At 56.5% G+C, this 12,057-nt stretch carries 10 protein-coding genes and 1 pseudogene; 4 read left to right on the top strand and 7 right to left on the bottom strand.

What is annotated here, in order from left to right; genetic code table 11:
- Positions 1-34 precede the first annotated feature (34 nt).
- Positions 35-598: an HNH endonuclease gene (locus ACFQDM_RS05365; RefSeq protein WP_377376476.1), complete on the bottom strand. Its 564-nt coding sequence runs from the start codon at positions 596-598 to the stop codon at positions 35-37.
- Between the two features lie 146 nt (positions 599-744).
- The gene (locus ACFQDM_RS05360; RefSeq protein WP_377376474.1) at positions 745-1,404 is read right to left on the bottom strand and encodes a DNA-3-methyladenine glycosylase family protein; all 660 of its coding nucleotides are present in this window, start codon (positions 1,402-1,404) and stop codon (positions 745-747) included.
- Positions 1,405-1,455: 51 nt separating this feature from the next.
- Here ACFQDM_RS05360 and gluQRS point away from each other — a divergent pair, with 51 nt between their 5' ends.
- Genes gluQRS through ACFQDM_RS05345 form a run of 3 tightly spaced genes read left to right on the top strand, consistent with a single transcriptional unit; the run spans position 1,456 to position 4,893 of the window.
- A complete protein-coding gene (gluQRS, locus tag ACFQDM_RS05355; RefSeq protein ID WP_377376471.1) occupies positions 1,456-2,331 on the top strand; it encodes a tRNA glutamyl-Q(34) synthetase GluQRS in 876 nt (291 codons plus the stop codon).
- Positions 2,328-3,278: a DMT family transporter gene (locus tag ACFQDM_RS05350; RefSeq protein WP_377376469.1), complete on the top strand. Its 951-nt coding sequence runs from the start codon at positions 2,328-2,330 to the stop codon at positions 3,276-3,278. Before gluQRS ends, ACFQDM_RS05350 begins: the two co-directional genes overlap by 4 nt.
- Positions 3,279-3,327: 49 nt before the next feature.
- A complete protein-coding gene (locus tag ACFQDM_RS05345; protein ID WP_377376468.1) occupies positions 3,328-4,893 on the top strand; it encodes an alkaline phosphatase in 1,566 nt (521 codons plus the stop codon).
- A 56-nt stretch (positions 4,894-4,949) separates the two neighbouring features.
- Here ACFQDM_RS05345 and ACFQDM_RS05340 read toward each other — a convergent pair.
- Positions 4,950-6,743 (bottom strand): annotated as a pseudogene (locus ACFQDM_RS05340) (long-chain-acyl-CoA synthetase); the annotation flags it as partial.
- Positions 6,744-7,038: 295 nt separating this feature from the next.
- Between ACFQDM_RS05340 and ACFQDM_RS05335 the strand changes: the two are divergent.
- Positions 7,039-7,380: an ArsC/Spx/MgsR family protein gene (locus tag ACFQDM_RS05335; protein WP_377376465.1), complete on the top strand. Its 342-nt coding sequence runs from the start codon at positions 7,039-7,041 to the stop codon at positions 7,378-7,380.
- Here ACFQDM_RS05335 and kdsA read toward each other — a convergent pair.
- From kdsA to apaG, 4 genes are all read right to left on the bottom strand, one after another.
- Positions 7,377-8,228: a 3-deoxy-8-phosphooctulonate synthase gene (gene kdsA, locus ACFQDM_RS05330; protein ID WP_377376463.1), complete on the bottom strand. Its 852-nt coding sequence runs from the start codon at positions 8,226-8,228 to the stop codon at positions 7,377-7,379. The two genes, ACFQDM_RS05335 and kdsA, sit on opposite strands and share 4 nt — an antisense overlap.
- A gap of 123 nt (positions 8,229-8,351) precedes the next feature.
- Entirely contained in the window at positions 8,352-10,094 is a 1,743-nt protein-coding gene (locus ACFQDM_RS05325) for an N-acyl-D-amino-acid deacylase family protein (protein WP_377376460.1), read from the bottom strand.
- Between the two features lie 65 nt (positions 10,095-10,159).
- Complete coding sequence (locus ACFQDM_RS05320) at positions 10,160-11,617, bottom strand: TrkH family potassium uptake protein (RefSeq protein WP_377376458.1); 1,458 nt, start codon at positions 11,615-11,617, stop codon at positions 10,160-10,162.
- A gap of 17 nt (positions 11,618-11,634) precedes the next feature.
- Positions 11,635-12,057 (bottom strand): Co2+/Mg2+ efflux protein ApaG, encoded by a 423-nt coding sequence (gene apaG, locus ACFQDM_RS05315; protein ID WP_377376455.1) that lies wholly within the window; start codon positions 12,055-12,057, stop codon positions 11,635-11,637.

Here is a 12,057-nt window from a genome sequence, read left to right as displayed (position 1 = left end):
ATGGCGCAAGCTTGGACGATTTGCCAGCAGTGGATCAGGCTTCCAGTTCGACATCCCAATAGAGATAATCCATCCATGTGTCGTGCAGGTGATGTGGCGGAAACTTCCGGCCCATTTGCTGCAGCTGATGGTTGGACGGCTGGTCTGGCCTGTGGCGGGGCTGCATATCGATCGCGTCCGGCATCCGTCCGCCTTTTTTCAAATTGCAGGGGCTGCAGGCCGTGACGATGTTTTGCCAGCTCGTAATGCCACCGCGTGACCGCGGAATGACGTGATCAAATGTCAGGTCATCTTCCGATCCACAATAGACACAGGAAAACCCGTCTCGCAGGAATACGTTGAAGCGGGTGAAGGCTGGCGAGCGATCCTGACGGATGAATTCGCGCAGACAAATCACGCTTGGCAGCTTCATCTCGAAGGATGGTGAGCGGACGACATGATCGTATTCGGCCACTACATCCACGCGTTCAAGAAATACCGCTTTGACTACGTCCTGCCAGGGCCAGACGGAGAGAGGATAGTAGGACAACGGACGATAGTCCGCATTCAGTACTAACGCTGGCCACCCATTTGGTGGCGCCGTGGAAATCGCAGCCATGGTCACCCTCATACTGCCTATATCGAGGGAACGAAGCGAATCCCCTCGATTTCCAAATCAATACTTAGCTGATTCCTTGCAACAGGATTGTGACTAATCCTCAAAACAGGCAAGTTTTTTACAGTTGTTTGTTAATTGGGCAGTTTTCAGTACGACTTTTCACGAACTGCATTGATGTAACCCCACAGAAGATGGGCTGCTACAGCGCGAAATGGTCGCCATGTCTCTGCGCGAGCCAGAAACGCCTTGGGTTTATCTCTTTCCTCGGCATCTGAAAGCATTCGATACGCTTCCATCAGTCCGACATCGGCTTGCGGAAAGGCATCCAACCGTCCGAGTGCGGACATGAGATAAATGTCGGCGGTCCAGGGGCCAATGCCTTTGACCGCAAGCAGCATCTTACGTGCGTCTGCATCCGAAAGGTCGCTCAGGCGGTCCAATGGCAAAGAGCGGTTTTCAATCGCGGTGGCGATGGATTTCAAATGCCTGACCTTGGGACCGGACAGCCCACGGCCGCGAAGGTCACTTTCTTCGGCCTCGATAACAGCATTGGGTTCCAGCTTTCCACCGCTCCACGCGAGCACGCGCGCCCAGATCGCGCTGGCCGCCCTGGTTGACACCAGCTGGTATGTCACTGTGCGGGCGATGCTCTCAAAGTGAGGGTCTGCGCTTCGCCATTCCGGTATGCCGATATGATCATAGGCGCGTGCCAGCGCCTTGTCCGCTGCGGCAAGCACGTCGCAGGCGTGGCGTCTGGTGTCGAGATCAATCAGCATGGCGAGAGGATTGTCTCCTCGGCTGGCCATCGTCAATCAAAACGACTGGACGGCACGTCGTGCTTGTCTGAAAAGGAAGAGATGTCTTCCAGTTTCCTGACACGCTTTGCGCCCAGTCCGACAGGGTATCTCCATCTTGGACATGCCTATGCGGCTTATCAGGCTTTTGAGGCGGCCAGACGGGCTGATGGGACATGCCTCCTGCGGATCGAAGATATCGATCAGACGCGATGTCGCCCTGAATACACCGATGCGATTTATGAAGACCTGGCCTGGCTGGGGTTTGACTGGCCGCGCCCGGTGCGTGTGCAGTCGGAACACTTCATCGCATATGAAAGCGCGCTCGCGCGTCTGGAACAGATTGGCGTGGTCTATCGCTGTTTCCTCACCCGAAAGGAGTTGAAAGCCGAACTCGAAAAGCGGGGCATTGCGGAAAGCCCAGTCGGTGAGCGACCTTATCCGGGCCCGGAGCGCGTTATGACGGAGGACGAAACGCAGGCGCGCCTTCAGGCGGGGCAGCCATTTGCCTGGCGGCTTTCCCTGTCTCGCTGCCGGGATCTTCTCGGAACCGCTTGGCAAGCGCTTTCTTTTCGGGAAACCGGAAATGCCGAAGGTCTCTCGCAAGGGGAGGTGAAGGCGCGGCCGGAATGGTTGGGAGATGTCGTGCTGGCGCGCAAGGATACGCCGACGAGCTACCATCTCGCCTGCACACATGATGATGCCTTGCAGAACATCTCAACTGTCGTTCGCGGTGTTGATCTTTACCACGCGACCCATATCCATGTGCTGCTTCAATACCTGCTAGGCTGGCAACAGCCGACCTATTGCCATCATCGGTTGGTGTTGGGGGCGGATGGAAAGAAGTTTTCCAAGTCAGATCGGTCAAAAACCATTCGCGCTTTCAGGTCTGAGGGGATAAGCCCTGCAGATATGTTACGCGATTGGATCAAGGTATGAGTACGGCCGCAAAACCTGTCGAGGATATGCGGGCGCAATTGATAGGAACAGGCATTCTGCTGATTGGCGGCATGCTTGTAGGGCTCGCGCCGATTGGCCTGCGATACGCAGTCGATATGGGGCTTACATCACAGACAACAGCATTCTGGCGTTTCACGCTCGCCGTGCCCATTCTGCTTGTCTATTACGGCGTTCGTCAGAAAAAGCCCGCCAAGCCGAGCCTGTTTGCCCTGGCTGCTGGTGCGTTCTTTGCGCTCGATATTGGCACCTGGCATCTGGCGCTGACCATAACGTCTGTTGCGAACGCGACCTTCATTCTCAATTTGGGGAATGTGGGTGTGGGCTTTCTGGCCTGGATTTTCCTGAAGGATCGTCCGTCACTCTTCTGGGGCGTCGCGGTGCTATTGGCGCTCGCTGGTGCTTATTTCCTTTCCATGGGCGGGGCGGTCTCTGCAGGTGGGGGCAGTGTGACAGGTGATGCGCTCGCACTCCTCGCCGCGCTGTTTGTCTCATTTTACATGCTGTTCGCGACCCTTGCACGACGACGCGGCATGCCAGCTCTGGATGTCTTGTTATGGGCAACCATCGCCGAATCTGTTGTGGCGGGGATGATGAGTGTCTCTTTTGGCGATCCATTGATTCCGCCAAGTCTTGAGTCGCTTACGGTGCCGGTTCTGCTGGCGGTATTTGTGCAGATTGCCGGGCAGGGCTGCATTATTTATGGCGTCGGCCGGGCTCCGGCGTCGATTTCCGGACTGATGGTGCTGGCGCAACCTGTAACGGCTGCCATTATCAGCTGGCCTCTGTTTGGTGAGCGACTGAACGCTGTGCAATTGTTCGGAGCCGGGCTGATCGTCTTTGGCCTTGCCGTGTCACAGGTCCGGTTGCCAAAGAAAAAGTCAAAGCCGATTGAGGCTGAGGCAGAAGAAAGCAAGAAACTGTCATGAAACAATGCCAAACCGGGCAGGATTTCAGACACTGAGAAGGGAAACGCTCATGAAGCCTGCTCTTTTGATGACGACGCTGCTGGCAGGACTGGCCGTTGTGGGCTGTGCGACGCAATCGACACCGGTGCAAACCGCTGAAACGGTCCCAGCCGAAACCAACAATCGTGTTGCGGTTCAGCCCGTTCAGGCCGGCGATTCCTACTACGAGACAGCCTATGCCCGCGTGAAAGCGCGCGAAGCCGAAAAAGCGCCTCAGAAAGCCAAGAATGTCATTCTGTTCGTTGGCGACGGCATGGGCATTTCGACCATCACAGCTGGCCGCATCTATGCAGGGCAGAAACAGGGGCTTGATGGTGAGAGCTATCAGCTTGCTTTTGAGCAGATGCCGAATGTGGCGCTCTCGAAAACCTATTCCAACGATGCTCAGATCTCTGACAGCGCCTCGACCGCAACGGCGCTTGTGTCAGGGGTCAAGGTGAATTCGCGTACGCTCGGTCTGACCAAGGATGCACGCTATTCCAATTGCGCGTCGAGCGAAGGCAATGCCGTTCAGACAATCTTTGAACTGGCTGAAGCGCAGGGCCTGGCGACGGGGGTTGTCTCAACGGCCCGTATTACGCACGCAACGCCGGGTTCGACCTATACCAAGTCTGCCAATCGCGACTGGGAAGACGACGCCTCCATGGGCGATCAGGCCGCAGCGGGTTGCGCTGACATCGCACGGCAGCTGATCGACTGGCCTGCGGGCGATGGCTTCGAAGTCGTTCTCGGTGGTGGTCGACGTCACTTTCTGCCGTCAGATGCCGTCGATCCGGAATATGCCGATCAGACCGGACGCCGCGCTGATGGTGCCAATCTGATCGACGAGTGGACGGCCAAGTCCGACGATCATGTTTTCGTCTATGATCAGGCGGGTTTCGACGCGATTGATTTCAAATCGAATACGCGCGTACTGGGTTTGTTTGAGCCGTCACACATGCAATTCAATCTGGACCGTACAAAGGACTCTGCAGGTGAGCCAACGCTGGCGGAACTGACGCGTGCGGCCATCGACCGTGTGTCCATGAATGATGATGGTTTTGTTCTGATGATCGAAGCGGGCCGCATCGACCATGGCCACCATGCCGGCAATGCCAAGCGCGCGCTGGAAGATGTTTATGCGCTCGATGAAGCCGTTAAGATGGCTCTGTCTCTGACAGACCCGGAAGAAACGCTGATCATCGTTACGGCTGACCACAGCCACGTCTTCACCATGGCCGGATATGCTGCGCGCGGTAATCCGATCCTCGGGAAGTCTGCCTATGGCATTGGCAGCTTCGCAAAAGGCGGCGACGGCCTGCCATATACGACGCTCGGCTATATGAATGGTCCTGGCGCAGTGTGCAGCACGTCTGAGGCAGGCGAGATCGTTTGTAACCGTCCGGATATCACAGACGTGGACACTGAAGCGGATGATTACCAGCAACAGGCGCTGATCCCGATGGGGTCCGAAACCCATGGTGGTGAGGATGTTGCCTTCTTCGCGACCGGGCCCGGCTCTGAACTTGTTTCAGGTGTGATGGAGCAGAATGAAGCCTTTCAGGTCATGGCGATTTCGCTCGGCCTGATTGAGTAAGCGGATCGACATACCAAAGAAAAGGCCAGCTTTACGCTGGCCTTTTTTGTTGTGCGTCAGAAGCTGATGTCGCCGCTTTTGATTTTCTCCAGAATCTCCGGAGTCAGCGGTTCATAGGCGTCTGAACCCGGCAGGCGAACGAAGACCGGATCGCTGAACTTGGTGATATCAAAGCCTTCTTTGACCAGCTCGACCTTGCGATATTTAAACGTGCCGGTCGTTTCGGCAATTGGCTGCAGCCGGATGAAAATAGGCCGTGCATAGCTCGGCAATTCCTTGTCGACATGCTCAGCGAGTGCCTTCCCGTCGAGCGCGTCTGTTTTGAGCGCGACAGCGGCCATGCCGGCACGTCCGTCACTGTCTGGCATTTCCACGCCATAGACGTTTGGCAGGTCGATATCTTCATAGCTGGAGAGCGCCTCGGCTACTTCATTCGTCGAGACGTTTTCAGCCTTCCAGCGGAAGGTGTCGCCAATACGGTCAATGAAGTAGATATAGCCATGCTCATCCTTCTTCAGAAGGTCGCCGGTGCGAAACCACATATCGCCCTTCTCGAAGACATCGCGCAGGATTTTCTTCTCGGTCTGAGCCGGGTCATTGTATCCGTCAAACCGCGATTCCGGGCTGATCTCACCGATTGCTTCGCCCGCTTCATTGACGTCCGCTTCGATGCAGAAGCCTTCGGCATTGCGGATCGGTTTTTCTTCCGGAACATCGAATTTGACGATTTTCGTGCGGATCTTGCTTTCCATGTATTTCGGAATGCGACCGACCGCGCCGATTTTTCCATCAAAATTCAGGAAGGACACATTGCCTTCTGTCGACCCATAAAACTCGACAAGGTGCGGAATGTTGAACCGCTCGACAAAGCGTCCCCAGACTTCAGGACGCAGACCATTACCAAACCCGGTCCGGATTTTGTGTTCGCGCTCCAGTGGGTGAGGCGGGGAGTTCATCAGATAGCGGCAAAGTTCTCCGATATAGACGAATGCGGTTGCGCCCTCTGCAACGGCTTCCTCCCAGAAGGCGGATGCTGAAAACTTCCGGCGCAGGATCAGTGTCGCCCCCGTCAGAAGTGCCTGACCAACGCCGCAAATGCCACCTGTGCCGTGATAAAGTGGCAAGGTCATATAGATGCGGTCGCGCGGTGAAATCTGGCAGGCCACAATGAAACTGTTCAGCATGGCGAGCGTACGGGCATGCGTCAGGCGTGCGGCTTTGGGAAGACCTGTCGTGCCTGACGTGTACACATACAGGCAGAGATCATCGGTGCGCAGGCCTGCGCGGTGTGCGCGATCCGGGCGTGTGGTCGGCAGAGTCTCAAACAGCGCATCAAAACTTTCAGCGCCTTCAACCTTGCCGCCAACTGACCAGACAGAGAGCTCGTCACCGAGATACTCTTTGGCAGTTTCCAGAAGTTCAGCCTGTTCGGGACCAATGACGAGCGCCTTAGCATCGGCGATATTCACACAGTGCGCGAGGCCCTGTCCCTGCAGATTGTTATTGATGAGGGCCGTCACGACGCCAACTTTGGAAAGGCCATACCAGAAGGCAATGAAGTCTGGTTTGTTGTCCATGAACAACGCGACCGCATCGCCTGGCTTATAGCCCTGCTCCAGCGCCCAATTGGCATACTGGTTTGCCCGCGCATCAAGTTCGGCATAGGTGAAAATGCGTCCCTCAAAGCGGATCGCCACATTCGCCTTGTGCGCGTCCACTGAGGCTTCGAAGTCATCCGGGACAAGTCGGGTGCCGCCTGCGGCAACATCTCCGATCTGTTTGTATGTGCCTCTGATCCCGTTAAAGAACGTCCATTCGCGCTTTATTGCGTCAAGCAATCCCATGCTCGTTTCCTCCGCTGCGGCTTTTTTTCTTTCACCTTAACAATACGCGGCTGATATCGGAAAGGTGCAATATTTCGGCAGCACCAAGATTTTGACGCTTACCTAGCGTAATTCACGCCACGCCTTGCAGTATAAAGGCTTTCCGACAAAGAATTCGTACTCGTTAGTCTGTATCTGGTCACGAAAACGGATGTTTGACCAGTCCGGCCCGCTTTTCGGGTGCGGACAAGTGTCTGATTGATTGCGCGTTCGACTCTGTCTTAAAAGCATACCATCTGCGGCTCGGAAGATGGGGGTGAGCATGTACACGTTATATGGTCTGAAGAATTGCGATACGTGCAAGAAGGCGTTGAAGAGCCTTGATGCTGCGGGAAAGCAGGTCCGTTTTGTCGATATCCGTCAGGACGCAGACCTGGCGTCAAAAGTGCCTTACTGGCTTGAGAATCTTGACCCGAAAAAGGTGCTGAATGCACGATCAACGACCTGGCGCGGTCTGAGCGACGCAGAAAAGGCCTCCGCCGAGGGCGAAGGCCTTGCAGGACTTTTGATTGAGAACCCGACATTGATCAAACGCCCGATCATCGAAGCAGATGATTATCTGAGCGTGGGCTGGAACAAGGAAGTCGAGCTGGCGCTGACCTAACGGTTCACGATTTCGTGGATGGCTTTCAGATCCGTCAGGAGACCTTCGGCTGCGTCCAGTGGCAGGCAGCTTGGGCCGTCGCACAATGCCTTGTCCGGATCTGTATGGAATTCCAGGAACACCCCGTCAGCGCCGGCCGCGACGGCTGACTTGGCGATGATCGGTACGCCTTCGCGGCGACCGCCTGTCGAGCCACCAGCTGTTCGCGGGTCTGCGCCCGGCAATTGCACCGCATGGGTTGCATCGATGGTGACCGGCACGCCAAGCGCCTTCATGGCCGGAATGCCGAGCATATCGACCACCAGATTGTTATAGCCGAAGCTGGCGCCGCGTTCACACAGAATGGTAGGGTTGTTCTTTGTGACTTCGCCGACCTTAGTAATGATGTTTTTGACGTCCCAGGGTGCCAGGAACTGAGCCTTCTTGACGTGCAGCCATCCGCCAGCTTCCTCGACGGCCTGTGCACCAGCGACAACGAGATCCGTCTGGCGGCAGAGGAACGCCGGGACCTGCACAATGTCCGCAATGGCCGCGACTGGAACGGCTTGTTCGATCTCGTGATAGTCCGTGACAATCGGGACACCGAGTTCAGCTTTGACCTTGGCGAGAATTTTCAGGCCCTCTTCCATGCCGGGACCACGATAAGAGCTAATCGAGGAGCGGTTGGCTTTGTCAAAACTCGCTTTGAATGCGTAAGGCAGGCCCAGCTTTTCACAAACCGCTTTCAGATGGTGCCCGACGGTCATGGCAAGCTCTTCGCTTTCCAGAACATTCAGTCCGGCCATCACGCAGAGCGGTTCACCGTCACCAATGGAGAAGTCGAATTTGGAAAGCGAAAGCTTGGTCATCAGTCATGCCTGTTATTTTGCGAGCCAGTGTCTGACGTCAGCCATGACGCAAAACGGAGTGAGGGTGAAGAGGCAAGCGGCTTAAACTTGCGTTACATCGCCGCTTGCCGACCCGTCTGATCGCTATTCCGCCGCCATTTTCTGTGGCGCTGGCGCTGCCTTTGCGCCGCGGACGAGACGTCCGGGTCGTTCCTCGGTGAAAGTACCTGCGCGCCGGATGACCCGTCCATTGACCAGCGTGGTGTCATAACCTGTTGCCGTCTGAGTGAGGCGTCGCCCTCCGGCGGGCAGATCATAAATGACTTCCGGTGCGTGCAGGGTCAGGCCATCATAGTCGATGACATTCACGTCTGCGCGGTAGCCGGGAGCCAGTATCCCCCGATCCAGAAGGCCAACCGCTCTGGCCGTATCCTGTGTCTGACGCTTGATGATGAATTCAAGCGGCAGCGTATCCCCGCGAGAACGATCGCGCGTCCAGTGCGTGAGCATGCTGGTCGGGAAGGAGCCATCACAGATCATACCCACATGAGCGCCGCCATCGGACAGGCCGGGAATGGTTGCCGGGCTCTGCAGCATTTCAAAGCTCGGCTCCAGAGAGTTCTGAGCGTAGTTGAGGAACGGGAAATAGATCATGTTCCGTCCATCGCCAGCGGTCAGCAGGTCCAGCGCAAGCTCTTCTGGTGAGACGCCATTCTTCTCTGCCATATTGGCGAGGACAAGATCATCTGTTGGCTCGTAATTTGGCGGATCGCCGAGCAGGAACATCCGGCCAAAACGACTAAGGACGGCTTTGGCAAACACATTATCCGGATCAGGCTTGTCCGCCAAAAGCCGCGCGCGAAATTCAGGTTCACGCATGATGGCAAGACGCTCTTCGAAGGTCTTGTCAGCAATCTCCTGATAGACTGGGTGAGCGGAAAATGGGTTCATGGTCAGGCTGAGGCCGAGCAGAACGCCGACGGGTCGTCCGCAAACCTGAGCGAGCATGGGCAGGCCCTCTTTCCGGGCCTGCTCGATTGCGCCGAGCAGCGTGCGCCACCCTTCCGGAGCCACATCAGACTGGGCGAGTGAGACAGACAGCGGACGCCCTGAAACCTCGACCAGCCGTCGCAGCATTTCGGCTTCCTTTTTCGGATCATTGAAGTCCGATACGAATTGCAGGACACCGGCATCGGCTTCCTTGAGCGCCATGGCGATGCCGGTCAGCTCTTCCTCGGCGGCGGTGAGTGTCGGCGTTGGTTGACCGTCAGATGTCCGGTGGTTCAGCGTTCGCGAGGTGGAAAAGCCGAGAGCGCCAGCTTTGACGGCTTCTCCGGCGAGGCGCGCCATTTCGGCGATGTCATCCGGTGTCGCTGTTTCGCGGTTGGCGCCGCGCTCGCCCATCACATACACGCGCAATGCCGCGTGCGGCAGCTGAGCGGCAATATCGATGTCGAAAGCCCGTGTTTCCAGAAAGTCGAGATACTCGCCAAAGCTTTCCCAGCACCAGGGCAGGCCTTCTGAAAGCACTGGAAACGGAATGTCCTCAACGCCTTCCATCAGCCTGATGAGCCGATCATGATCGCTTTCGCGTACGGGCGCAAAACCCACGCCGCAATTGCCCATAACCGCTGTTGTGACGCCATGAAGCGAAGATGGATCCAGTCGGTCGGCCCAACAGGCCTGACCGTCATAATGGGTGTGAATGTCGACGAAGCCGGGGGTTACGATCTTCCCGCTTGCATCAATTTCATCTTTGCCTTTTCCGTGGATTTCGCCGATCTCGGCAATGGTGCCGCCCTTTATGGCGATGTCTGCCTCGCGCCCGGGCGCGCCTGTACCGTCAAATACCAGGCCGCCGCGTATGACGATGTCATACTCTGCCATGTTGTTCCTCCCTCATTTATTTTTTGCGAGAGGGTATCAGGCAGATGACCCGTATCCAAGCATTTCTACCAGCGCCAGAAGCGCGGGGTCAGGACAACGAATACGGTCAGGATTTCAAGACGACCAAAGATCATGTTCACGGACATCACCCATTTGGCGAAATCCGGCAGTCCCTGAAACGTCCCGGAGGGGCCAACCTGTGGCCCGAGGCCCGGGCCCACATTCGAGATCGCGGTCGCGGCTGAAGAGAAGGCGGTGATCGAGTCGAGACCCGCGAGCGACAACAGAACGGATGAGACTGAGAAGATAAACAGATAGAGAAAAATGAAGATCATGACGGAGTGAAGCACGTCGTCCTGGACGGGCTTTCCGGCATAGTGGACGATGGTGATCCGGTTCGGGCTCAACATGCGCCGGGAAAAAGAAATCATCGTGCGCACAACCACTTCGACCCGAAAGATGTTCATGCCGCATGCGGCAGATCCTGCGCATCCGCCAATGAACATCAGAAGGAAGAAAATGATTTCCGCAAAGCTGCCCCATTGTCCGAAATCGGCCACAGCATAGCCTGCGCCGGTAATCACAGAGATCACGCTGAACAGTGTATCGCGGGCAATATGCGGGTCTGCGCGCATAAAGGTCGCCTGCGGGCCAACATAGAGATAAAGCACGAGCAGCGCCGTGGCTGCGAAAACAACGATCAGAAATGTGCGGGGCTGAGGGTCTCTCCAGATGGAAGAGACATGACCGTGCAGCATAATCAGGACCATGGTGCCGAAGGGGAGCGCGGCAAGGATCATGAAGAAAATCGAGACTTCAATCACCCGCGTGTCCGCAAACTTGCCCATGGACATGTCGCTGGTGGAATAACCGCCTGCCGCCATGGTTGTCATGGCGTGATTGATCGCATCAAACGCGCCCATTCCTGCCAACGCGTATGCCATTGCGCAGACAATGGTCAGGCCAACATACAGCATGGTGATCTGGGAGGCGATTTCCGTCACGCGGGGCAGGAATTTTCCTGAAACGTCAGAGGATTCGGTTTTGAAGAGGTGCATGCCACCGACCCGCAGCATGGGCAGAATGGCAATGGCGGACACGATGATACCCACGCCGCCAAACCATTGCAGAATGGAGCGCCACAGCAAAAGCCCCTTCTGCTCCGTGTCGAGACCGGTCATGATGGTGGCGCCTGTGGTTGTCAGGCCCGAGACCGACTCGAAATAGGCGTCGGTAAAACTGAACCCCAAAGCCATGAAGGGCAGCGAGGCTGCGAGTGGCAGGGTCACCCAGACCATCACGGTCAGAAAGAAGGCTTCGCGCGTGCCCGATCGTTCTGAGCTTGGTTTGCCAGCCGCAATCGCAATAATACCGCCAACACCGATCACGGCAAACGCTGTCAGGCCGAAGACCCCCCAGGATTGTTCGCCCATGGCAATATCGACCAGCGCACACGGAATCATCGCGCCGCCTGTGATCATCAGCAGAAAGCCGAGGGCGAGGAGGACGGGCTGAAAGCGCATTGTCCTGGTGATCGGCCTTAGTTCAGAACCGTTCGGTCGTGCGGGCTATCGAGCGAAAAGGCAGGAACCAGCACATTGAATTCCTCTCCGTCATCGCGTCGCATCAGATAGCTGCCTGTCATCATGCCGGAGGGTTCGTTCAACGGGCATCCACTGGCATAGGTGTAGCGTTCACCGGGAGCGATGAAGGGCTGTTCGCCGACAACCCCGTCACCGCGAACTTCCTGTCGGCGACCTCTTGCATCGGTGATGACCCAATGACGGCTGCAAAGCTGAAGCGTCTGATCCGCGCCGTTTTCGATCTCAATCGTGTAGCGCCAGAAATACTGGCGCACGTCAGGCTCCGAACGTTCTTCCAGATATTCCGGAAGCACGCGGATGGTCACACCATATGTCTCGTTCTCGTATGGGAAAATGTCCCCAATGAAAGCTTCTGACAT

It is taken from the genome of Ponticaulis profundi (assembly GCF_042659465.1).
GTDB classification, from domain to species: Bacteria; Pseudomonadota; Alphaproteobacteria; order Caulobacterales; family Hyphomonadaceae; genus Ponticaulis; species Ponticaulis profundi.
This window is presented reverse-complemented; position numbering and strand designations above follow the sequence as displayed.

Bases quoted from the DNA above. Each gene is read 5' to 3' on its own strand.
- ACFQDM_RS05365 (WP_377376476.1), bottom strand. From the start codon at position 598: ATGGCTGCGATTTCCACGGCGCCACCAAATGGGTGGCCAGCGTTAGTA.
- ACFQDM_RS05360 (WP_377376474.1), bottom strand. From the start codon at position 1,404: ATGGCCAGCCGAGGAGACAATCCTCTCGCCATGCTGATTGATCTCGAC.
- gluQRS (WP_377376471.1), top strand. From the start codon at position 1,456: ATGTCTTCCAGTTTCCTGACACGCTTTGCGCCCAGTCCGACAGGGTAT.
- ACFQDM_RS05350 (WP_377376469.1), top strand. From the start codon at position 2,328: ATGAGTACGGCCGCAAAACCTGTCGAGGATATGCGGGCGCAATTGATA.
- ACFQDM_RS05345 (WP_377376468.1), top strand. From the start codon at position 3,328: ATGAAGCCTGCTCTTTTGATGACGACGCTGCTGGCAGGACTGGCCGTT.
- ACFQDM_RS05335 (WP_377376465.1), top strand. From the start codon at position 7,039: ATGTACACGTTATATGGTCTGAAGAATTGCGATACGTGCAAGAAGGCG.
- kdsA (WP_377376463.1), bottom strand. From the start codon at position 8,228: ATGACCAAGCTTTCGCTTTCCAAATTCGACTTCTCCATTGGTGACGGT.
- ACFQDM_RS05325 (WP_377376460.1), bottom strand. From the start codon at position 10,094: ATGGCAGAGTATGACATCGTCATACGCGGCGGCCTGGTATTTGACGGT.
- ACFQDM_RS05320 (WP_377376458.1), bottom strand. From the start codon at position 11,617: ATGCGCTTTCAGCCCGTCCTCCTCGCCCTCGGCTTTCTGCTGATGATC.
- apaG (WP_377376455.1), bottom strand. From the start codon at position 12,057: ATGTCAGAAGCTTTCATTGGGGACATTTTCCCATACGAGAACGAGACA.